Below are 24,209 nucleotides of genomic sequence, written 5' to 3'. Positions count from 1 at the left end.
TTATAATTGAATAAAAAATTTATCAAATACGTATCAGTGCTATCGGTCGTTGTAGTGCTGGCATTAGTTGTTTCAGGTTGTGCTCAATCTGGTGCCAATATGCATGCTCCAAGCAGCGGACCTTACGGACTGATCTATAAGTATCTGGGGGTACCGTTCCAGAATTTGATTTTAGCTACTGCTAGGATCGTTGGTGGTAAAAATGCTTACGCTTGGGGAATCGTTATCATTTCTTTTGTCGTTCGTTTATTACTCTTGCCACTTTCTCTAAATCAACAGTACAAGTCAACTACACAACAAGAAAAGATGCGTTCTGTACAACCTCAATTAGCTTTACTTCAAGAAAAGCAAAAAGAAGTTAAAGATCCTGCTGTTTCTCAAAAATTAAGTGCTCTAATGATGGATATTTACAAAAAGAACAATCTTAGTATTACTGGTGGAATGGGATGTTTGCCACTATTATTACAAATGCCGATCTTGATTGCCATTTATCAAGCGGTGCAATATTCTAAACAAATCGGATCTGCCGCATTCTTGACGATCCCACTTGGAAAACCAAGTTTCGTCATTGCGATCGTTGCTACTGTTTTCTATATCATCCAAAGTTGGATGTCTCTACAAATTGTCCCACCTGAACAAAGAAAACAAATGCAAATGATGTTGTTCATGAATCCTATGTTCACATTCTTCATTTCAATGTATGCATCGGCTGCTTTGGCACTTTACTTCCTAGTTGGTGGTGTTGTAATTTTAATCCAACAAGCACTAACTAACTACGTAATGGTTCCTAAAGTTAGACGTGAAACTGACGAATATCTTAAAGAACATCCCATTGAAGTCGTTGTTAGTGAAGAGATCCTTGATAAAATTATTAATGGTTCAAATAATAATTCTACAAGCTCAGCTGATTCTAACGAAAACACTGATACCCCTAAGAGCGAACATGATAAGATTCGTGAATTAAATAAGGGTAAACAAAATATAGATAAAAAATAATTAGCTATTTTAGTTAAAAAAGTGTATTGTTATCTATGCAAGTAGCCTACTTGCATATGGGATTGCATTATACATTCCAAAGATTTCTATAATGTAATCTTGGACCTGTACCTAGGATTGGTGCAGGTCTATTTTTTTGTCTATTTTTACTCCATAATGTCAAAGCCATACCCACGAATATGCTGCTTCAGCATTTCCAAATAACTTTCGGCGATCGGGGTCAATTCCAACTGCCTCTTTTTTAACCATCCTAAAGTCATCGAATCATCTACATCTAAAGGAATGGCAACGATTTTATCATCATTTAGCGCACTACTAATAATTCCAGAACTTATAGTATAGCCATTTAAACCGACCATTAAATTAAAAATAGTCGCCCGATCACTTACTTTGATACTCTTTTTATGATCTAAGGTACTCAAAATTTCTTCTGAAAAATAAAATGAATTACTCTCTCCTTGTTCATATGATAAATAGGGATAGTCAGCTAGATCATCTAAACTAACTCGCCTCTTTTTGGTTAGAGGATTTTGCCTACCGACAAAAACATGCGGCAAAGCCTTAAATAAAGGAGTAAAAACTAAGTCCTTTTCTTTAAATAGTTTTTGCATGATCCGTTCATTAAAGTGATTTAAATATAAAATACCGATCTCACTTTTGAAACTAGTCAGATCGCTTAAAATATTTTCTGTTTCAGTTTCGCGTAAGGTAAATTGGTATTCGTCAGCATCGACTGTTTTGATCAATTGAACAAACGCATGCACGACAAAAGCATAATGTTGCGCTGAAACTGAAAAGGCCTGTTTTCTGATTACTTGTTTTTGGTATCTACCTTCCAATAGTTGAACCTGATCTAACACTTGTCGTGAATAAATCATAAATTCACGACCTTCATTGGTCAAAGACACTCCTAATTTACTTCTTTTTAAAATAGTGATGCTCATTTCTTTTTCTAATTCTTTAATGGCGTTGGATAAACTAGGCTGTGTTAAATAAAGTGCCTTGGCTGCCTCATTGATCGATCCCATTTTGACGATTGTTTCAAGGTATTCTAGTTGTTGGATTCGCATAATTGACCTCCATTTTCAATAATTATATTCCAGGTTATAGTTTAAAACTATAATAACTGATTGTTTTTTCCAGTTATTAATTTTTAGTGCACGATGTTATCGTATATACCAATAACAAGGGGGCTTTCATATGACAACATCAATTATTGGTTTTCCACGCATCGGTGAAAAACGTGAATTAAAATTTAAAACTGAAAAATATTTTAGAAATGAAATTAGTGAACAGGAATTAAAGGACTTTGCTAAAGACATACGCTTAAAACATTGGCAATTACTCAAAAATTCCGGGATCGACAATATTCCAAGTAATGACTTTTCATTCTTCGATACTACTCTGGACACTGCTTTTCTTTTTAATATCGTTCCTAAAGATAATGAAGAATTAAAGTTATCAAAGCTTGATCGATATTTTGCACTAGCACGTGGTTATCAAGGTGAAAAAGGCGACATTAAGGCCCTCCCCATGAAAAAATGGTTCAATACTAACTACCATTATTTAGTTCCACAATTCTCTAAAGACACTGATATTAAGTTAACAGATACGAAAATTTTCGACGAATTTCAAGAAGCTAAAGACGCTGGCATTACTACACGACCTGTCATTGTTGGACCATTTACATTTTTGAGTTTAAGTGAATTTAACAACACCAAACCTACTGATTTTGTTGATGATCTCGTTTCGATATATCAAGAAGTCTTTCAAAAATTATCCGATCAAGGCGCTGAATGGATCCAACTAGATGAACCAGAATTAGTAAAAGATGTCGTTGGCTCTGATAAAGAGTTATTTAAAGAAATCTATCAAAAATTACTCAAAAATAAATTTGGTTTAAAAATTCTGATTCAAACTTATTTCGGTGATGTTCGTGACGTTTATGATGATTTAATAAAACTGCCAGTTGAAGGGATCGGACTTGATTTTATTGAAGGTCGTAAGACAAAAGAGTTAGTTAAATCAGGCTTTCCTGATGATAAGATCCTCTTTGCTGGGATTGTTAACGGTAAAAACATTTGGCGTAATCACTATCAGAATTCGATTTCATTAATAAATAGCTTAAATGTCAAAAACATTGTATTATCGACTTCCTGCTCACTTTTACATGTACCATTTACGATCGAAAACGAAGACTTTCCAACAAAAATTAAAGCTCATTTTGCCTTTGCTAAAGAAAAATTGACTGAATTAGTTGAGCTCCAAGCTATTTTAGAAGGCTCTGACAAATCTGTTGAAACTCAAAATGATACTTTATTTAAAAATGCCCGTGTAACTCCAAATGAAAAAGTGGCTCAAGCAATCAACAACTTGACAGATGATTCTTTTACTAGAAAACCAGCCTTAGAAAAACGTGCCGAGATCCAAAAAAATGAATTCCACCTACCATTATTGCCAACAACTACTATCGGTTCATTCCCTCAAACAAGAGAAGTTAAAAAAACACGTTCAAAATTTAGACACAATGAAATTTCTCAAGAACAATATGATAGTTTTATTGCTGGACATATTGACCAATGGCTTAAATGGCAAGAAGATATTGGACTGGATATCTTAGTTCATGGAGAATTTGAAAGAAATGACATGGTTGAATATTTCGGTCAAAACTTAGACGGATACTTATTCAGTAAAAATGGCTGGGTACAATCATATGGAACTCGTGGCGTTAAACCTCCAATTATTTGGGGTGATGTTTCTAGGATCAGACCGATAACTGTCAAATGGTCCAAATATGCTCAAAGTAAAACTGATAAAATCGTTAAAGGTATGCTGACAGGTCCCGTAACGATCCTCAACTGGTCATTTCCTAGAGAAGATATTTCAATAAAAGAATCGACTTTACAAATTGCCTTGGCTATTCAAGAAGAGGTTCTTGATCTTGAAGCAAACGGTATTAGAATTATTCAAATTGACGAAGCTGCCCTACGTGAAAAATTACCTTTGAGAAAAACAGATTGGTATTCGGAATATCTCGATTGGGCAATCCCCGCCTTTAGACTAGTTCACAGCAAAGTAAAACCTGAAACACAGATCCACACTCACATGTGTTACAGCGAGTTCACTGACATTATTCCTGCTATTGAAAGTATGGACGCCGATGTTATCTCATTTGAGGCTTCTCGTTCAAATCTAGAGATCTTAGATGAATTGCAAAAACAACATTTCAAACTGCAAGTTGGCCCGGGAGTTTATGATATTCACTCTCCACGTATACCTTCAGTTGAAGAGATCACAAACACGATCCATGCTATTTTATCTAAAGTTCCTAAGGAAAAAGTTTGGATCAATCCAGACTGTGGATTAAAGACCCGTGGAATCACTGAAGCCAAAGCTAGTGTCGAAAACTTAACAACCGCCGCTAAGGAAGTTAGAAAGGAGCTTTAATATGACAGAAACTAATAGATCCACTCTATCATTTGAAGTCTTCCCTCCTAACTCTCAAGTTGGTGTCGATAAACTAACTGAAACATTGGATGAACTTAAACAACTCGATCCTAGTTTTATCAGTGTTACTTGTAGTAATCATAATGTCGACTATGAGAAAAACACGATCGAACTTGCCAAACACGTCCATAATAAATTAAACCTGCCCGCAATGGTTCATATGCCCGCCGCATACGTCAATAAAGCACAAGTTAGACGAATACTTGATGAACTAGAAGAACTCGATATCAATCAAGTTTTGGCGTTACGTGGCGATATTATCGACGGTCACGCACCCGAAAGTGATTTCAAATATGCTAGTGATCTAACAAAATTTATCAAACAGGAAAAGCCTAACTTTGAAGTCAGTGGCGCATGTTATCCAGAAGTCCATCCTGAATCTACTAATAGGATCGACGATATCAAGCATTTAAAGGAAAAAGTAGATGCTGGGTGTGATCAATTAATAACTCAACTTTTTTATGACAATGAACAGTTTTATCGTTTTCAAGAAGAGTGTGCAATTGCTGACATAAATGTACCTATATTGGCAGGGATCATGCCCATAATAAATCGTAAACAAGCACTGCATGTTTTAGAAAACTGCTCCGCTCATCTACCTAAAAAGTTCTTAGCAATTTTGGATAAATATAAGGATAACCCCGTTGCTTTAAGGGATGCCGGCCTTGCCTATGCGATCGATCAAATTGTTGATCTAGTGACAAATGACGTTGACGGTATTCATATTTATACAATGAATAGCTCAAAAACTGCAAAACATATTTATAAAAATACCGCTGCGTTTTTCAATTTAAAGAAGTAAAAGAACGTGATATAAGGCGGTTAGAGACTGAGCATAGCCTAGGCTAAGCGGAGGTCTCTGCCTTATATCACGCGTTTCAAAATAGTCTGGAACAAAACATATCTTTTCAGCTTAAATCAATAGGTCCAGTAATCCAAAATCGGATTACTGGACCTATTTAACTTAATGCTAGAAAGCTATCTCATTTTCTTTACTTTGTAAATATCAGACATCATACTGTGTTTCTCTGATAGCGGCATTCATTAAATCGTAAGGGGTCTTCATCTTTTCAGCATCCCAAGAAGCAATCCCAACTACTAGTGAAATTGCCATGGTTGATAATTCTGAATTCTTTTTCAATCGTTCATCAAACCCTTTTCTAACACGATTAGTAGCAATTTTGGCCCCATCAGCATTTGAAAATAACAGTATGGCCCATGTCGGATCATCATTATTTACCAGATAAATAATATCGTTCACACGCGTTTTATCCTTAATAGCGTCAGTCGTCATCTGTAACAATGATTGTAATTGATTTTCGCTCATCATTCGACGAATATCATTAAAATAACCAATTTTTATAATTGCAGTGGTAACTGGAAGATCAAATCGTTTATTAGTTTCAGCGTAAACTGCAGCATCTTCCATGTAAGCCACCGTAGTACGTAAATGAGTTTGTTCATCGAAGGCACCTTGTTCGACCATGGCCGTTCGCAATTCTTTATTGGCACTCTGTAATTTCAATTGATTATAAGTCATACAATACAACGTCAAACATAAAAGTATCGGGATCAACATCCAAAAAGCTATTTGCCAATGAATATCACTACCTTTTGAAACATATTGATAAATCATAATTACTGCCTGCATGGCAATGAACAAAATATTAGCGATCAAACTAGGCATAATGCCAAAGAAATATGTCAGCATCAATAATGCCACTGTTCCAAACAAGTAAATCGTATTAAGTAGGATTTGACCTGATAGAGACATTAATATCGCCGTGGCGCTGAACAGAACTAAAAACATCAACAAACCAACATCGGCTAACAATGATGAACGTTTTTGATCTTTAATTTCCATTTTTATTACCTCCGTTCATCAAACCTTGCTTTCTCATAACTAAAAATACAGCAATACCAATCATCAAAATAATGACCAAGGCAATGATCAAATAGATGATCAATTGAGTATTATTACTTATCAGTTGTTTTGTAGTCAATGATTCATCAATTGCTTTATTCTTTTTGAAACGATAACCGTGATGCGTATTATTAGCATCAACAACAATTCCATCACCAGAATACTGCTGAATATTCGACTGGAAATTAATTTGAGTTGAAGCTAGATAAACGGCATTATCATTGGCACCCGTAATAACCATCATCCCGCGCTTATCATTATATGGTGAACGAAGTAATTGCGCTGTACCGATAGTTTTTCCATAATTTTGTTCAATACTTAATTTTTCATTGGAAACGATTCGATTGAAATTCTTCGAATATTTAAAATATAATTTAGGATTCAACTTTTTGATCATTGAATTATTTTTGGGTGTACCAATTACGATAACGTTTTTATTCTTTAAAACATTCTTACTTGGAATTTTAGAATAAAATTGGATATTACCAGTATTACTCTTTGAAAAATTACCAATCAAGTTAAATACATTCGTTAATGTTTTGAAATCATCATTACTTAAATTACGTGGAGCAACAACCGCAATATTGTCATACGTTTCATTATTAATAAAGATCGTTGGATAATTTGTAAACAATAGATCATTACTTCTTTTTGATTGGACAAACATCTTTGAATTTTTATCTATTTCTGCCCAAGGGGTTTGACTGTTATCAGAAGTTTTTTGATCTTTCATTTCCAAATCAAAAGCAACATTTACAGTAAAACTATTACCTAGATTTAGACCACGAGGTACTTTCAAATTCAAAGTATCTCCATTTGCTCTAACTGAACTTAATTTTTTGCTGCCTAAAATCGTATCGTTTACCTTGACAGTTACTAACGAACGTTTAAAATTCAAATTTTTACTATATCTAAACTTTAAATGAACTTCGGATCCATCAGCGTTAGTCCGATCATTGGGCAAACTTATTAAGTAATTATTTTCTCTATGACCTACCCCAGTAATTTTATCCGTAGTCGAAGTAAGAGTTTTGACATCGCCACTGTGCAAAGAAGCAGACGATGTGGCCGTTTTATCGGTAATTTTTTCTGTGTCTGTCGCCGTTTCTTTCATTAATTCAGCATTAGCAATGAATCGAGCCGCACGTTTTAGTATTGATCCACTATTTGCTGTAACGATTAAATAATGTTTACCATTGTCGTAAAAAGTTTTTATAACTCCGTGATCATTCAAATCGTTTTTATCGAACTGATCTTTAAACTTTTTAGCCAGATGATCGTATTTAGAAATAATCATAATATAATCACCAACTGCCACATTCATATTATCCATTTTGACGACTGGGATTTGATCATTAACATTAGTTACGACTCGCGACTCGCCAGCAAGAGCTATCATACTTGCCGTCAATTCATCTGCGGTTGGATCATTTGCCGTAGCGATTCTTGAATGTGCGGTTGAAATCGTATCTTGACCCAAAAAATGATCGTAGAAAGATTTAATTGAAACGTCAGCATCTTTTAAATCATAGTCGAAATTAACATTGGAACTTTTTTCGACTGTCAGCCAATTAGCTGGCGTTTGTGCCAACTGGTAATTGTTACTTCTATCGTAACTAATAACCTGACCATCAATTTGTAATTTGTTACTTTTGCCTAATAATTTTACAGGTATATTAATAGCCTTAGTTTGGACGCCCATCTTTTTTGATGGTCTGAACGAATAAAATTTCACACCATTAAGTGAAACAGTAATATCTGAACTATCACGTGAGGCTAACTGTGACACTTGAAAATTAAAGTTAAAGGTAACTTTTTTTACATCCCAATAATCCATCTTAGTCAGATACATATTCGATTCTACTGATCTGCCGGAAAGAGTAGTCGTATTATCTTGAAACTGTTGTGTGTAGGTATCTGCATACACATTTGTAGTTGTTGTTTTACTGATAAATATTATTGCTAGAGCAAAACAAACCACCATTAAAAATTTATTGATAACGCTTTGTCTTATACCACTTTGCCTGTTTATGAAATACTTGTTCACGAATATACCCCACCATTCCATAGGCCGCAACTGCAAGCCACATTTGACTATATACCAAGTACATAAATATTATTAACAACAAATTGCTAAAGGTTAATTCCCCTCGCTCGGTCGTTATTGTCAAAAAAGTACTTATGACAAACATCAAAACCGCAAATAACCATAGTGAATTGCTAAATCCCTGCAAATCAGAATGAACTATACCTGCTACCGAGAGGACAAAAACTGAATCAGATAAAATTAACGATGTCATCAATAAGAAATATATTGATAAAAAGTACAGTAAATCAAATCTAATTCTACGACCTTCTTTTTTAAACAATAAATGAGCATTTTTAACAACTACATAAATATTTCCTTTAACCCAACGGGTTCGTTGATGAAACCATACACCTAAGGTTTGTGGTTCTTGTTCCCAAGTTACTGCTTTAGGTTGAAATTTGATTCGATAACCCATCCGATAAACTCTGAAACTAATTTCCGTATCTTCAGCCAAGGCTTTAACATCCCAACCGCCAACTTTTTCGATCACACTACGACGGATAACATAATTAGTCCCAGGAATCGTACAAAGATGAAATAACTGTTGTCTTCCAGCCTGTGCCATCCACTGAAAAGACAAGGTCTCAATATTAATAAATCTAGTCAATAAAGTTGCCATTTTATTACGTGTTCTAAATTTACCAATAACCGCAGCCACTTTATCATCTTTTAATAACTCCGCTACCAAAATTCTTAACGCTTGGTGTTCGGGAGTATTATCAGCATCATAAATTGAAATAATACTGCCTTTTGCTTGTTTAAGACCAATATTCAGGGCATTGGATTTACCTTTGCCACCATTAGTTTTATCAGTGTTGATGACCTTCAAACGTTCTTTTGAAAATCTATCTTGAAGATTCGCCAGCAATTGTGCCGAGTTATCATCTGAATTATCGTTGATAACGATGATCTCATATCTATCTTGAGGATAGTCAAAGGACAATAAAGATAGAACGGTTTTAACAATAACTACACCCTCATTATGTGCTGGAACCATTACGGATACAAAAGGCACTTCTTTTGGTAATTTTGGATCGGGCTTATTGACGTGGCCAAGATACCAAGTATATCCAGCGATAGTCAAAATAAGATTAACTACTAAGGTTCCCCAAATTGCTATTACTGCTATGAATAAGAATACATCTAAGACTGTGATTCCTATCACTTCCTCTTATTAAATCCATTCCAATAAATTCTTCTGCCTAGTAATATGAATATGATTAAAATAATTGTTATGACTGCAAACAAAATCATTAAAACGTTTCCTTGAACATTGAAATAATTTTTCAATACTGCTTTCTTTTTAATTGTCTTATTGAAAACACTAGAAGAATTTGCTGTATCAATATTTTCCTTCTTACCGTTAACAAAATAATCACCATTCTTAAAGGAAACTGTCGAAGTCCCTGTACTGATTGCAGTCGTCATTCCCGCTTTTTTCGGGTTGAACCACACAAACTTGTTGATTTCTTCTTTAAAACTGGCTAACTCCACATTAGATCCTGGTAAAGGAAACAGAATTGCTGTTGGGGTCGTGAATTTAGTCTTTGCAGATTTTTTAACGTCTTTTAATGACGACGCTTTGATTCCCAAATACGACATGTCAGCAATTTGGGATCTATTGTCCTGCTTTAAATAAGTAACATTTGAATTTGGAAGTAATATCCAATGATCAGCACTCATCAAAAAATTCTTTCGCAAAATTTTATCTTGATTCCAAAATCCATCTGTACTGATACCAACTGGATAAACTTTATCCTTAGCAAGACTGACAATATAACTAGTTAAAACTTGTCGCAGTTCGCTACTGTTATTCCCAGATCCAGCAACTTCTGGAGATTTTATGAAGATGATCCCACCTCTGTTTTCAATATTACGCAACTCAGAAGTAAATCTTGTGAAAGCCTTCATTCCAGTATTATCAGCAACTGAAGTAGTACTAATTGCAAATGGGATCTTGTTTTTATAACAAAACTCACTGACTTTATCTAGCATTTTTAAATCACTAATTGGCGATACTCCGGTAATAGTCAACATAGGTAAAAAACTACCTTGTTTAGCAAATAATTTAGAGATCATTTCTACCGCTGTAAGGTAACTTAAACCAGTCGAATCAAAATAAGGAAGATAACCGTTTTTACCATTGATGATTCCATATCCATAAGTCTTCAAATCAGGTTGTTGAGTATTTAAAACCCCAATTGTTTGTGATCCGTCGGGAAGATCAGTCAAAACAGTTATAGTTTCACTAAATGGAAGTATTTGACTACTACCCTTATTTTTTAAAGTAAGTTGTTGTTGGTATAATTTGCTTGATTTGGCACCCAACGAAGATACTTCATCTTTAGAAATATTATTTCCAATATGTAATTTGATTCCAGAAAAATTATTTCTATCTTTTATAAACGATTTATTAACAAATCCAACTTGATCCCAATTGACCATTGAAATTATTCCAAGATACTTCTTAGTCAACATACCGGACTTATATTTTGATTGGCTCAAGGTCCTGACTTTTAAATTCATACTAGTTAAAACACGCTGCAAAGCATCAATTTTCTTGTTTCCTTTATCTGTCGTATTTTCAGAATCGTATACAAGCATGACCTGATCTTTATTTTCAGCCGCATTTACTTTTTGCGAAGTATTGAATCCAAAAACAATTATCATGCTCAAAAATACAAGGAATAAAACTTTGATAACTCTATTTTGCATGATCCAAAGACCCCTCTTTAACTTCTGTATTCCACAAACGATCATGTAAAGCATCCGATATAAACAAAATAAACATCAAATCTAAAGATAAGGGAACCATAAAAATATGGGCTGATATATTAATAACACCATAATTTAAAATCGTATTTACAGGTACAAACAATACGATGGTACTTAGTCCCAATACTAAGAAAAAGCGCATGACCCCAAGAGATTGCTTGGATTTATAATCTAAATACAATCCAACACCGTAGCAACTTACCAAGCCTACTATCAGCAGAACAAGAAATGCATATTTACTTGGAAATAAGTCGCCCATCAATTGACTATATATAGTAAAGTATCTAACTTGTCCCTTTGGTTTATTACTACTTGGAACGTAATTTCCAACCGATCTAACCTGGGTAAACATAATGCCTTGAGAAGCAAAATTTATTAACTGACCAAATTGTTTAGTATTATGAGAAAAATATTTTAATTTCCAAATTATCCCATCATTTGATAACAAATGAGTTTTGATCATCTTTCCTTGAGGTTCAACAGCCGTATATGTCTGCGGGTAGTAATCTTGAGATTGCAATAAAGCAAATTGTTCGTTGACCCCTTCTTTCTTAATTTTTCTAGTAGGATCTCCAGCATCCATTAAGACACCGTGCGTGAATGATTGATACCGATCAACTTCTCTTTCATTATTCATAGTCGTATATGTAAATACACCCGAACAAATAAGAGCCAGCATCCCAAGTGCGACTGCAAATCTTCTAGTTTTAAAATGAGGTAAAAACATCAACCCAATTGCTACAATTGAAAAACTCAAAGCTAACAAAGCATTCTGTGCTTCAGATGTGATCAATATCATCACGCTGACAAAGAAAAGTGTTATTAAGGGCCAATTCTTTTTGTAGACTTGCCGTCCTAACAGCAATATTGAAGAAAATCCATATATCAAAGAAATAATCATCACTGGCTGAACAAAGAAGGAATTAAAATACAACATAAATGAGGAGTCAGTGAACATAACGACAACTACCAAAGCTATGGCATAACTTTTTAATGCTTTATAAGGATAAACTAGGGCTTTAGTCAACATATAAATAGCACCTAAATAAAACGCATAATAAACGATCCCCAAAAATCTAATGTCAAAAAATTTGGAACTGTAAAATATTTTATTCAGCAACAAAGCAATTTGAATAAATATAGATTGAGATGAAAATCCATTTATTCCATTCCCATTAAAATATTGATAAATACCAAATTTTGTTATCACATAATTACTTATCGAACCATGACCTAAACGATAAATACCATTTGTAGTCATTGCTTGATAAAAGTCACCATTGTCAGCATATCCATGAATCGGTGGTACAAAAAGTAGTATCCCACTGATCACCGCAGCTAAAATCATGGCAAATAGTGCAGGAGAAATATATTTACTAAAATTTTCTTTCAACACTTTCACAATTTTTTTCAAATTCATTCCCTCAATATTTTGATGCAACTAAACCATACAAATTATTAAATGAATAAGCCTGTTTTAAATGTTTAATACCTAAAGCTCCATAAATAGGTGAACTCTTATCAGTAACTTGTGATTTCCACATCACCTTCATAGTATACCTATACATCTTTTTATCCTTGGCATTCGCAAAAATCATTGCTGCTAAAGCATAGCTACCGGTGGATTGGTCCTTATCGACGACTGTTCCATTAATGGAATAAGTATTGTACAACTTATGATGTTTGACTTGTTGTTCAAGCCAATTCAACGTTACTTGCTTAACTTTTCCAACTTCCGAAAGATGCAAGATCGTTTCTAAAGCCTCAGACGTATTAAGATCTTTACTGCTATAACTACCGGAACTCCAACTATAACTTGATGCATATAGAGGGAAAGCATCCCCAAGATATCCTTTTTGTACAAGTTTTAGCTGACTCTTGTAATATTTTTTTTCTTTAGCTGACGTAGATTCAAAATACTTCAAAGTTTTGAGATCATAATAGGCTAAAGAACTATTGGTACTGGATTTTTTCGACTTTGTATCATAAAAATCTACCAGTTTACCATTAGGGATCGAACCAGATTTTAGTTTTGCAAAACGAGTCGCCGCTTCTTTTTGATATTTACTATTTTTAGTAGCTTGAGCATACATTTGAAGTGAACGAATAATTCTCAAATCATCCAGCGTAGCATTGACGTTAGACTGCTTCTTCTTACTTGCATCATAGCGATAACTAAACTGATCTCCCTGATCGAAAGTTTTCTTAGTTTCTTTGTAAAACGCTCGATATTTCTTATATTGATGTGTATAAACTAAATACTCCAACCACAAACCTGACGATTCTGATAATAATTCATGACCAGTCGCGACATTTTTTGTGGTATTGGTTTGATGATAATTAGTATAAATACCTTGTTTAGTCAGCATCTTCTTACTAACAAAGTTATCCAATAACTTGTTTTTAGCTGAATAATTACCGTAGCTGCTGTTATTTAAAAAATTGCTGGAACTCATTTTTGGTAAATTGACTTTGGCATCACTACTGCATCCCGACAAAAGCACTAATGGCAACAACAATAATAAAATAAATATTTTTTTCATACACGCACAGCTTTCCGTATATCTACATAAATAATTATAGGTCATTATATACTTTTTTAATCGATTCAAATTGTAAATATTACAATAAACATGAAAAAACTAGTAATCCAAAATCGGATTACTAGTTTTCATTTGTAACTGAAATAATCAGCATCATCGGACGACGCATTTCATCTTTCATACCAGCAATATTCATCATATCTTTTGGCGGCATTGGTTCAACAAGACGATCGATTTTAAAACCATTCGTTAACAGACCATCAATATAAGTGGTCAAAGTTTTATGGTATTTAACAACAGTTTCACCTAAAAAGTCAGTTTCTCTTTTTCCTTCATAGAAGTAATTATCAACTGGGAAACTCTTTATTTTTCCGTCTTTATCGTAATCCCACTCCTCACTACCTTGTGCGGTAAAAATAGGATGCTCAACTGAAAAAATAAATTTTCCATTAGATTTAAGATATTTACTGATTTTTTTAACTAAATCATCAAATGATTCAACGTAATGTAACGCTAAGGAACTTAAAACAATATCAAATTGATCCTCTTTAAAATCTATTTTTGAAATGTCATCTTGAATATATTCAATTTTTTTACTAGACGTCTTTTCTCTTGCGACTGTTAACATTTTTTCAGACAAATCAATGCCGATAACTTTACTAGCACCATTTTCTACTGCATATCTGTCATGCCAGCCATATCCACATCCCAGATCAAGAACTTTTTTATCGGTAAAATCAGGCAGTAACTTTTTCAACGTGCTCCATTCGCCAGCACCGGCTAATCCGTTTACACTGCGATTCATTTGACTATATTTTTCAAAAAACTTTTCATTGTCATAAATATTATTCATAGTTTCTCCTACAAAAAAAGAATCGACTGATTAAATATGCCGATTCTTTTAATTTTATTTTTTAGTATCTTTAGTTTTTTCATCATCAGGTTCAATAGTTACGATCGGCAATTCGATCTTAAATACAGTTCCTGAACCAACAACACTTTCTACTTCCAAACTACCATGATATATTTCGATCAGTCTTTTGGCGATAGAAAGCCCCAGACCGTTCCCACCACGTTTTCTAGAGCGTGCCTTATCAACTCTATAAAAACGATTAAAGATCCTTTTGAGGTCATTTTTGGCGATTCCTAAGCCATAATCTTGAACAACCACTTCTAGCAATGCTGAATTAGTTGAAGCAGACAAACTGATCTCTTTACGATCGGCAGAATACTTAAAGGCGTTGTCTAATAGAATGACTAACACTTGTTCCAAATGATTACGATATATTTGAACTAAACTGCCTTCTTTAATATCATCATCAAAATTGATCACAAAATCAGGGTGCAACATTTTGAAATCATTATAAACTTGTATAAACAAAGGTTTAACTTCAGTTGTTTGTTTTAGATAGTCACTATCTATTTGTTCAACACGTGTTAAATCTAGCATTTCTTGAATCAATGACTGCATTCGTTTTAATTCTTGCAAGGACGAATTGATCGAGTCATTTAAGACTTCAGGATCATCTTTTCCCCAACGTTGCAACATGCTCAAGTGCCCCTCTAACACAGCAACCGGAGTTCTTAATTCATGTGATACGTCTTCAACAAATTCTTTTTGCTGATTCGTGTATGCCTGCATACGATCTAGCATTTTATTAATATTAACTGTTAAATCATATATTTCATCATCACGTTTTCTGATCTTAATTCTGGAATCTGAATCAGGCTTCTTATTTAAATCATCAATTGTTCGATTAATAACCTTGAGATTATTTAGAACTTGATTAACTGCAAAATAGCTGATCAAGATCCCAATAATTACAATTATCACGCCACCAATGATCAATTTTACATTAAAGGCGTGAATTTCATTAGCAGTAGCTATACCATCAACAGTTTTTGAAGCAATAACCGCAACAATAACGTATGCGGCCAAGATAACTAACGATATAAGTGAAGTCCATTTGAATTTGATCGAGATTCTCATCGTCTCATCACGTATCCTTTACCACGAACTGTTGAAATATAACTAGGAGCACCGCCACGGTCGATCTTATTTCTAAGATACTTAATATAAACATCAACAACGTTAGTTTCAGTACTTGATCCTGAACCCCAAACACGTTCTAACAAGTCATCACGACTCAAAACAGTGCCAACATTCTCCATCAAAGCACTTAAAAGATCATATTCACGTCTTGTAAGGTCGATAACTTCCCCGTTGCGTTTTAGAGTTTGGGTTGTTTTATCAATAACTAAGTTCTTGTACTTCAAAACTTGATCGTTATTTCTTGTCACATCAATATCTAAATCGATTCTTCTAAGCAAAGCACGAATTCTTGCTAATAGTTCTTCAATTGCAAATGGCTTAACAATATAATCATCTGCTCCGTGATCAAGTCCAGATACACGGTCAATAATTGAATCACGTGCAGTCATCATAATAACTGGCGTATTCTTTTCTTGTCTGATACGTCGACATACTTCGATCCCGTTTAATTCGGGCAACATTAAATCGAGTAGGATCAAATCCCACTCTTCGCCTAGTGCGGCTTCTAAACCAGTACGGCCATCTCGTTTAACAGTTACATCATAGTTTTCATGCTGTAACTCGAGTTGAACAAACTTGGCCATATTTTCTTCATCTTCAATAACAAGTATCTTAGCCATTTTTATCTCCTATATATTAAATAATCTTTAATTATAGCTTAATCATTTTTATTTGTATTGCCCGTCTATGGACATGCATTAATGATTTTAACATATAGCAAATATTAAAAGAAGGCAAGTTTTTATTTTTATTCTTTCACAAAATTTTAGAAAGTAAAAAAAACCTCAGATAAACTTAATTATCGGAGGTCTAATTTAATCTTATTGTTCTTTATACCATGTATAGTGGAAAATACCTGGTTTGTCATTTCTTTCATAGGTATGGGCACCAAAGTAGTCTCTTTGTGCTTGTACTAAGTTAGCAGGCAATACTTCTGAACGATATTGATCGTAGTAAGAAACAGCAGACATGAATCCTGAAACAGGAATTCCTGCTTGAACGGCATAGCTAACAACGTCACGAACGGCTGCTTGGTACTTATCAACGATATCTTTGAAGTAATCGTTCAACAATAAGTTATCAAGGTCAGCATCTTTATCATAAGCATCAGTGATCTTTTGCAAGAATTGTGCACGAATGATACAACCAGCACGCCAGATTTGTGCTATCTCACCATATTGAAGGTTCCAGTCATAGTGATCTGAAGCAGCTTTCATTTGAGCAAATCCTTGAGCATAACTCATGATCTTACTGAAGTACAAAGCTTTACGGATCTTTTCAACGAATTCATCAATATTTACTTCTGGTTTACTTGTTGGTGCAGCAAGGATCTTGCTTGCCTTAACACGTTCATCTTTATAAGCCGAAATGTAACGTGAATAAACAGCAGATGTGATAAGTGATTGTGGAACACCAAGTTCAAGGGCACTTTGTGAACTCCACTTACCAGTACCTTTATTACCAGCTTTATCCATAATCTTGTTGACGATAAAGTCATCACTGCCTTCGTCATCTTTTCTAGTTAAGATCTCAGCTGTAATTTCGATCAAGTAACTTGATAGTTCACCTTTGTTCCAGTCTTTAAAGACATCGGCAACTTTGTTCAAATCATTGTTGAACAAGTGAGTTAATAGATTGTAACTTTCAGAAATCAACTCCATGTCACCATATTCAATACCATTATGAACCATCTTTACATAATGTCCGGCACCATTTGGTCCGATATATGATACACAAGGTGCACCATCTTCATCAGCCTTAGCAGAAATTTGTTCCAAAATTGGAGCAACTAGATCATAAGCTTCTTTTTGACCACCTGGCATTAATGAAGGTCCTTGTAAGGCACCTAATTCACCACCGGAGACACCCATTCCGATGAAATTAATACCTGATTTGTCTAAGAGTTCACTTCTCTTAATTGTATCTTCAAAGAATGTGTTACCACCATCGATCAAAACATCACCTTTATCAAGTAATGGGATCAATTCTTTAATGACTGCATCTGTACCAGCACCAGCTTTGACCATCATCAAAATACGACGAGGTTTTTCCAAGGAATCCACAAAATCCTCAATAGTATAGCTTGGTACCAATTTCTTGTCAGGATGTTCTTTAACAACATTTTCAGTCTTTGAGCCTGTTCTGTTGAAAATAGCAACCTCGTATCCACGACTTTCAATATTAAGGGCTAAGTTCTTACCCATAACAGCCATTCCGATAACACCAATTTGTGGTTTTGACATATTAATACCTCCGACCTGTAATTATGTACACCTTTAATAGTAACAAAAAAATAAAAAAGGAGTGTATAATATCACTCCTCATTATCAGTATCTTTAAATAAATTTTTTAATTTAACAAATTCAGGATTAACTTGTTTATCTTCTTCTTTTTGCTTGTTGTAGTCTTCTTCTGAAATAACTGTCCAATTATTACCTGAAGGCATCAAGTTTTCTTCTCGTTCTTCAACTGTTAAAACTTGAGTTGGGACATTCAACAAAATATTATCGACGATCGATTCATAGACGTTGATAACTGGATCCTCTTCGTCAATCGGAATAATGATCGTGTTTTCCTCAAATTCTTCCGTATCTACATTGTCTATGTTGTAAGCCTCATTGATTCTAAATTCCAATGGTACCTTAACTTCTTTAAGACTTCTTGTAGATGGAAGCGTAACATTTGTTGATACTTTAATATCTGAAATTACTAATCCGTTATCATTGAATAATTGTCCGTCAACCATAACTTTATCTGCATTCAAAATATCCTTTGAACGACTTTTTAGTTCTGTTTCTATATCGATTTCCTCTTTAAAACCAAATGGCTTGTCTTTGTACTTTCGAATATCTGAAACATTCCAATTAAGCATTAATTTTTTCCCTCCATAAAAGGAATTTTTCCAAAATTTTGTTCTCTATTATTAATGAGTTTTATTATACTATCAGCTTTTAACTCTAAGCTCAATTCTTGACGCTCATTTTTACCAACTTTCGTGATAAATTCAGTTCTCTTCTTCAATTGACTTAAATATTCTTGGCCAACTTTGTTAAAAGCTAATACTCTCAAATAAGGTTCTTCAAAAACCTCGCTGATTTCTTCGTTTTTAACATTGACCAAAGTATACATCAACAATCTTCTGAGCCTTGCTCTAGTATAACGTTTAGATTTAATTGCATCTAAAAATGATTCAAAGTTATTATTGGAAATCTCTTTTTTTAATTTATTTTCCAATCCCTCCACCATCTGATACGTATTATGCAAACTATCAGTTGTTTCGCTAAGAATTCGATATTTCAAGAAAGGATATAAATCATCCCACATAATAATTTTATCATTTTTAAGTGCATTCAATATACTATCAGGTACTAAATCAGCGACAGAATTATTATCACGTAAATTTTGTCTAATTTTTGTGGCACTGTACGACTGATCTTGTCTTAAAACAACATTAGTTTTAATTTGATATTTATTTTTTAAAATCTGCTGAACGTAATTGATCCCTAACAGTTGATTCGGCTGATCCAAGATATTGATTCCAGCCTTTTTATAAAACTCATTCAAATTACTAGCGGTATTTTTTTGGTAGTCTTGTTGAAAACTCGTATCCATTTGTAACATCTTGAAAGCTAATGATTCAAAATCTAGATCACTTTCTGATCCAAATACTAGATTATTGACTTCTAATTGATCTAACAAAAAAATAGCACCTTTAGCAAATAATTCTGCAGGTTGCACTGCATAGGCAAATGGCAATTCGACAACTAAATCAACTCCATTTTCTACGGCAATTTGTGATCTAGTCCATTTATCGAGAACGGCAAAATCACCTCGTTGTACATAATTACCAGACATTACGGCAATTAAAACATCGGGGTGAAATTTTTGTTTTATTTCATCTATAAAAATCTTGTGTCCATTATGAAATGGATTAAATTCAGCTACAAATCCGTAGATTTTTTGCATATTAACCTCTATTTCTGAGCAGAGAAAAACCAGCGATTAGAATCATCCTTAACTTCTGAACTACCAAAATCTGCACTTACATTAATATTTTTAAAGCCAGTTTCCTTTAGAATATTAACAAAGGTCTCAATTGGATAAGTTCTTTCACGATGGATCTCAGTATTAACTGAATATCCGCCGATTTTTTCATTCCAATTAAAGAACGTCAATTCATGTTCAATACTATGAGGGTACTCACCTTCATAGCTGCTCCACATAAATGCTGAATCTTCACTCTTATGATTGAACATGTAACCTGGAAATACTTGATCCATCTGGTAAAGTGAGTGCGCATCAAAAAGATAATGCCCACCTTCATTTAGATGTTTATAAGCCTGATTAAAAGCGATCTCTAGCTCTTCTTGACCATTTAAATAACAGATTGAATCATCGAAACAAGTTATGACGTCATACTTTTCAAATTCAAATAGATCCATCATATTACTTTGAACAAAAGGAATTTCTACATTATTAGACTTTGCCTTTTCTTCAGCAATTTTTAGCATCTCTTCTGACAGATCAGTCCCAGTTACTTGATAATTATCTGCCAATTGAATCGTCAAATCACCTGTACCGCAGGCAACATCAAGTAGACTTTTAGCATCTGGTGTCTGTTTTTGAACATAATCTGCCCACTTGGCATACAAAGTGTCATCCATTAATTCACTGTAAACTCGTGCAAATGAATTGTAGATCATTATTCAGTTACCAAATTAGAAATATCAACACTTGGTGCATCTGACCAAAGTTTTTCTAGATTGTAAAAGTCACGTTCTTCTGAAATAAAGACATGAATAACAACATCATGAAGATCAATTAGGATCCACTTAGAGTCACGTTTACCTTCAACATGACCAACATCGACATTATTCTTGCCCATTTCATCTAAAACAGCTTGAACTATCGCATCAACTTGACGTTGTGAACTTGCGTCCATAATGACAAAATAATCTGCCATAATACTTACTTCACTGATATTTAATACATTAATATCATTAGCATGTTTGCTATCTGCTGCTTTAACAGCAATTTCCATCTTTTCTTTTGAATTCAATTAAAGTTCTCCTTTATCTATCCAGTAATTGTAACTATCAAATGTTTCAGGATAGATTACGCGATTTTTTTTAACCAAGTATGCAACAGAATGCTTTAATTCAAAAGCGACTGCTGCGTTTAAAGATTTATCTGCATACTTACGAGCTTTATCGATACCAGGGAAATCTCTTTCCGGTTCAATAAAGTCAGCTACGAAAACACACTTATCGACTCCTGTCATATTCGTCGATCCAACAGTATGACGACGGACAGCATTTAAGACATCCTCATCATAGATACCTAATTCACTTTTAATGATCTCTGCTCCAACAATTCCATGCCAAATGGCATTTCCATAGTTAAGCAGGTCATTATCTAAATGTTTAGATTTTATAACATCAATAAATTCTTTGTCAGAACGTTCCTTACTATAATCATGTAAAAGACCAGCTAGGCCCGCTCTATCAACATCAACTTTATATTTTGCCGCTAATCTACGACTTTCTTTTTCAACTCGTAAACAATGGTTAAAACGAAAATCACTTAATTGATTTTTCATACGATCCAAAAGTTTATCGCGATCCAAATCGTGTTTGATATTTTCATAATTGAATTTAGTCAAGATATAGCCTCCTATCCTTTATATACTCTTCAACTTTTTTAGGAACTAAATATTTGATCGACTGTCCCTTTTTGACATGTTGACGGATCATACTAGAACTGATTTCTAGTTCCGGAGTATTTACCCAAAGTATAGGATATTTAGACTTTTTCTCAAAACCTTTTCGACAAACTCCGACAAAATGAACCATATTGACTAATTCATCAATATGAGCCCACTTTGACAGATTTTCAACCATGTCTCCCCCAATAATGAAATAATATTCAGTATCAGGATTATATTGTTTAAGTAATTTGATCGTGTCATAGGTATAGCTAACACCACCACGATTTACATCAGTTAGATCTAAATCAAAGTGAATATTATCCTCAATTGCCAGCTTTACCATCTCGATACGATCATCACTATTGATCGGCTCTTGTTTTTCAACACCACGATGTGGCGGTATTTTATCCGGCAAAAACAATATTTTATTTAGACAAAGCTGCTCCGAAACTTGGTCAGCAATAACTAAATGTCCTAAGTGGATCGGGTTAAAAGTTCCGCCCAATATTCCGACATGTCGCTTTTGATGACTTGTTTGAAATTGCGATTTTACTTTAGTTAATATTTGTTGTTGTGTGTTCATTTTTCATCACTTATTACTGAATATTTTCTAGTTCGATCGAATACTTACGATATTTGATTTTAGGCGCTTTTTTATAGAAAACCAATTTGGAACCAATTGTCTGAATATGAACTATTTGTTCATCGAATTCTGACAATGAATCAATTAAATCAGCTGGTTCTACCATTGTATTTTGAAGCAAAGATACTTTGATAAGCTCTTTTTTATTGATCAACAATTCAAGTTGATTTAAAAGATTCTCACTGATACCCTCACGTCCAACTTGAATAACTGGTTTCATAGTAGCTGCTTGACTTCTCAAATAGCGATTCTTCTTACCTTTTATTATCATTAATTTTTTCCTTATCTACATTTTAACAATTAAATAATGGCATCGCGAATAGAAACACTTACACCATCTGGAACATAGACTCTAACCTTACTACCTGCAGGAATAGTAACCCATCCCAAACCATAAATAACAATATCTGACTTTTGATGTGCCACAAAATCCTCTTTTTTCAAAGTAGGGAATTCATCAATGTCAGATGGTGGTGTTAACATTTCACCCAAATGCTTTTGATAAAATTCTTCCGCATTAATTGTCTTAGTTCTATGTAATAACAAATTTTGATTTACATAGAAAACAACGTTCGTCTTTTCATCAAGAAAATCAAATCTTGCCAATCCGGCAACAAAGATAGTTTGTCCATCTCTTAATTGGAAAGTTGCTGGTCGAAGAGGCTTTTTAGGTGTAACAGTCTTTAAATCTTGATCATTCAAGAAATGTGCCAATTGATATTTGTGAATAATTCCGGGTGTATCAACTAAACTCTTACCATCATCCAAAGGAATGTCGATACGATCTAAAGTAGTTCCAGGAAATCTAGATGTTGTGATCAAATTTTTTACATCTGAATTTTGACTAATAATTTTATTAATTAACGTTGATTTACCAGTATTAGTCGTTCCAACGACATATACATCTTTACCATTACGATATTTTTCGATCAATCGCATTAACTTATCTATATTAGTGCCCTTTTCAGCTGATACCATGATTTGATCAACCGACTTGATACCGTTTTCCTTACTCTTTTGTTGCAACCAATTCAGCAGACGGTTTTGATTAACTGATTTTGGCAATAAGTCAACCTTATTACCTACTACTAGAATATCTTTATCGCCAACGAATCTTTGCAATCCGGGAATAACGCTACCTTCATAATCAAAGATATCGATTACATTAACAATTAATCCATCTTCTTGAGCAATGGAATCCAATAATTTCAAGAAATCATCGTCACTAATATCAACATCAGTTATTTCATTATAATTTCTTAATCTAAAACATCTCTTGCAAAAGAGTTCACGTGAATCATCTTCTTGATATTTTTTCAAGGTAGAATTTTGTACATAGCCGGGTTTATTCTTATCTTCCGTTTGAAGTTCAGCACCACAGCCGATACAATACATTTTTTCACTAGTCTCTGTCATTTAATGAATCCTTCCAATTTAAATTTGAATCATGACTCTGCATAAATTTTAAAAGAGGACGTTCAAAAAATCTATTCACACGAGTTTTTTTAGCATCGGTATTAACCAATGGTTTTACTAAGACAGTTTTTAGACCTGACATATTGCCAGCCAAAACGTCCGTCATTACTTGATCCCCAACAAATAAGACACTTTGTGGATCGATCTGCATTTCATGCAAGTGCTTCATGATGACAAATGGCAATGGTTTAACGGCTCTGGCAACAATACTTACTGGCAAATCTAAAACGGCTTTTTCCACACGTTCATAACTGTTATTTGAAACCACCATTACCTCGACATTCGCACGATTCATTTGATTAAGCCATTTTCTTAACGACAAATTATAATCGTTACTATCCCATGGCAACAAAGTATTATCAAGATCAGTCATTATTGTTGTAATACCCAACTTTTTTAAATCTTGAGCATCAATATCAGTAATTTTATTGAGCATAATATATGGTTTAAACATTTTCAATCCTCTATCCTTAGTAAAAAAACGTAATTTGGAATG

Annotated in this window: 23 protein-coding genes; 3 read left to right on the top strand and 20 right to left on the bottom strand. The window is 33.9% G+C overall.

Going from position 1 to position 24,209, the window contains the following annotated elements:
- Positions 1-6 precede the first annotated feature (6 nt).
- On the top strand, positions 7-996 hold the full coding sequence (yidC, locus tag EKM77_RS00395) for a membrane protein insertase YidC (RefSeq protein WP_125591531.1): 990 nt from the start codon (positions 7-9) through the stop codon (positions 994-996).
- A 146-nt stretch (positions 997-1,142) separates the two neighbouring features.
- Here the strand turns inward: yidC and EKM77_RS00390 are convergent, their stop codons facing one another.
- A complete protein-coding gene (locus tag EKM77_RS00390) occupies positions 1,143-2,066 on the bottom strand; it encodes a LysR family transcriptional regulator (RefSeq protein WP_125591529.1) in 924 nt (307 codons plus the stop codon).
- Positions 2,067-2,196: 130 nt separating this feature from the next.
- Between EKM77_RS00390 and metE the strand changes: the two genes are divergently transcribed.
- The gene (metE, locus tag EKM77_RS00385; protein ID WP_125591527.1) at positions 2,197-4,443 is read left to right on the top strand and encodes a 5-methyltetrahydropteroyltriglutamate--homocysteine S-methyltransferase; all 2,247 of its coding nucleotides are present in this window, start codon (positions 2,197-2,199) and stop codon (positions 4,441-4,443) included.
- A 1-nt stretch (position 4,444) separates the two neighbouring features.
- Positions 4,445-5,305, top strand: coding sequence for a methylenetetrahydrofolate reductase [NAD(P)H] (metF, locus tag EKM77_RS00380; RefSeq protein WP_125591525.1), 861 nt, complete (start codon positions 4,445-4,447; stop codon positions 5,303-5,305).
- A 204-nt stretch (positions 5,306-5,509) separates the two neighbouring features.
- Here metF and EKM77_RS00375 read toward each other — a convergent pair whose 3' ends face one another.
- The 19 genes from EKM77_RS00375 to EKM77_RS00285 all read right to left on the bottom strand — a co-directional run bounded on the left by EKM77_RS00375 (position 5,510) and on the right by EKM77_RS00285 (position 24,167).
- Entirely contained in the window at positions 5,510-6,367 is an 858-nt protein-coding gene (locus tag EKM77_RS00375) for a GGDEF domain-containing protein (protein WP_125591523.1), read from the bottom strand.
- A complete protein-coding gene (locus EKM77_RS00370) occupies positions 6,357-8,474 on the bottom strand; it encodes a cellulose biosynthesis cyclic di-GMP-binding regulatory protein BcsB (RefSeq protein ID WP_318530702.1) in 2,118 nt (705 codons plus the stop codon). The genes EKM77_RS00375 and EKM77_RS00370 overlap by 11 nt, the downstream gene beginning before the upstream one ends.
- Positions 8,419-9,672, bottom strand: coding sequence for a glycosyltransferase (locus EKM77_RS00365; protein WP_191987439.1), 1,254 nt, complete (start codon positions 9,670-9,672; stop codon positions 8,419-8,421). The genes EKM77_RS00370 and EKM77_RS00365 overlap by 56 nt, the downstream gene beginning before the upstream one ends.
- 5 nt (positions 9,673-9,677) lie before the next feature.
- Positions 9,678-11,231: a hypothetical protein gene (locus EKM77_RS00360; protein WP_125591517.1), complete on the bottom strand. Its 1,554-nt coding sequence runs from the start codon at positions 11,229-11,231 to the stop codon at positions 9,678-9,680.
- Positions 11,221-12,705, bottom strand: a complete 1,485-nt coding sequence (gene wsfD / locus EKM77_RS00355; protein ID WP_225425159.1) for a glycan biosynthesis hexose transferase WsfD — start codon at positions 12,703-12,705, stop codon at positions 11,221-11,223. The genes EKM77_RS00360 and wsfD overlap by 11 nt, the downstream gene beginning before the upstream one ends.
- Before the next feature lie 10 nt (positions 12,706-12,715).
- Positions 12,716-13,834: a hypothetical protein gene (locus tag EKM77_RS00350; RefSeq protein ID WP_125591513.1), complete on the bottom strand. Its 1,119-nt coding sequence runs from the start codon at positions 13,832-13,834 to the stop codon at positions 12,716-12,718.
- 121 nt (positions 13,835-13,955) lie between these two features.
- Entirely contained in the window at positions 13,956-14,687 is a 732-nt protein-coding gene (locus EKM77_RS00345) for a class I SAM-dependent methyltransferase (RefSeq protein ID WP_125591511.1), read from the bottom strand.
- A 54-nt stretch (positions 14,688-14,741) separates the two neighbouring features.
- Positions 14,742-15,824: a sensor histidine kinase gene (locus tag EKM77_RS00340; RefSeq protein WP_125591509.1), complete on the bottom strand. Its 1,083-nt coding sequence runs from the start codon at positions 15,822-15,824 to the stop codon at positions 14,742-14,744.
- A complete protein-coding gene (locus EKM77_RS11230; protein WP_125591507.1) occupies positions 15,821-16,507 on the bottom strand; it encodes a response regulator transcription factor in 687 nt (228 codons plus the stop codon). Before EKM77_RS11230 ends, EKM77_RS00340 begins: the two co-directional genes overlap by 4 nt.
- Before the next feature lie 201 nt (positions 16,508-16,708).
- On the bottom strand, positions 16,709-18,130 hold the full coding sequence (gene gndA / locus EKM77_RS00330) for an NADP-dependent phosphogluconate dehydrogenase (protein ID WP_125591505.1): 1,422 nt from the start codon (positions 18,128-18,130) through the stop codon (positions 16,709-16,711).
- A gap of 71 nt (positions 18,131-18,201) precedes the next feature.
- Positions 18,202-18,759 (bottom strand): DUF177 domain-containing protein, encoded by a 558-nt coding sequence (locus EKM77_RS00325; protein ID WP_125591504.1) that lies wholly within the window; start codon positions 18,757-18,759, stop codon positions 18,202-18,204.
- Entirely contained in the window at positions 18,759-19,853 is a 1,095-nt protein-coding gene (locus EKM77_RS00320) for a nucleotidyltransferase (protein ID WP_125591502.1), read from the bottom strand. Before EKM77_RS00320 ends, EKM77_RS00325 begins: the two co-directional genes overlap by 1 nt.
- Positions 19,854-19,861: 8 nt before the next feature.
- Positions 19,862-20,590 carry a class I SAM-dependent DNA methyltransferase gene (locus EKM77_RS00315; protein ID WP_125591501.1) on the bottom strand — a complete coding sequence of 243 codons (729 nt, stop codon included), beginning with the start codon at positions 20,588-20,590 and terminating at the stop codon, positions 19,862-19,864.
- The gene (gene rsfS / locus EKM77_RS00310) at positions 20,590-20,946 is read right to left on the bottom strand and encodes a ribosome silencing factor (RefSeq protein WP_125591499.1); all 357 of its coding nucleotides are present in this window, start codon (positions 20,944-20,946) and stop codon (positions 20,590-20,592) included. The genes EKM77_RS00315 and rsfS overlap by 1 nt, the downstream gene beginning before the upstream one ends.
- Positions 20,947-21,549 carry a bis(5'-nucleosyl)-tetraphosphatase (symmetrical) YqeK gene (gene yqeK, locus EKM77_RS00305; RefSeq protein WP_225425158.1) on the bottom strand — a complete coding sequence of 201 codons (603 nt, stop codon included), beginning with the start codon at positions 21,547-21,549 and terminating at the stop codon, positions 20,947-20,949.
- On the bottom strand, positions 21,542-22,177 hold the full coding sequence (locus tag EKM77_RS00300) for a nicotinate-nucleotide adenylyltransferase (RefSeq protein WP_125591497.1): 636 nt from the start codon (positions 22,175-22,177) through the stop codon (positions 21,542-21,544). The genes yqeK and EKM77_RS00300 overlap by 8 nt, the downstream gene beginning before the upstream one ends.
- Positions 22,178-22,190: 13 nt before the next feature.
- Positions 22,191-22,508 carry a YhbY family RNA-binding protein gene (locus tag EKM77_RS00295; RefSeq protein WP_125591495.1) on the bottom strand — a complete coding sequence of 106 codons (318 nt, stop codon included), beginning with the start codon at positions 22,506-22,508 and terminating at the stop codon, positions 22,191-22,193.
- Positions 22,509-22,537: 29 nt separating this feature from the next.
- Complete coding sequence (gene yqeH / locus EKM77_RS00290; protein WP_125591494.1) at positions 22,538-23,653, bottom strand: ribosome biogenesis GTPase YqeH; 1,116 nt, start codon at positions 23,651-23,653, stop codon at positions 22,538-22,540.
- Positions 23,640-24,167, bottom strand: coding sequence for a YqeG family HAD IIIA-type phosphatase (locus tag EKM77_RS00285; RefSeq protein WP_125591492.1), 528 nt, complete (start codon positions 24,165-24,167; stop codon positions 23,640-23,642). Before EKM77_RS00285 ends, yqeH begins: the two co-directional genes overlap by 14 nt.
- Between the last annotated feature and the right edge of the window lie 42 nt (positions 24,168-24,209).

It is taken from the genome of Companilactobacillus baiquanensis (assembly GCF_003946605.1).
Taxonomy (GTDB): Bacteria; Bacillota; Bacilli; order Lactobacillales; family Lactobacillaceae; genus Companilactobacillus; species Companilactobacillus baiquanensis.
Note: the sequence above shows the minus strand (reverse complement) of the source record. Positions and strands in the feature narration are given on the sequence as shown.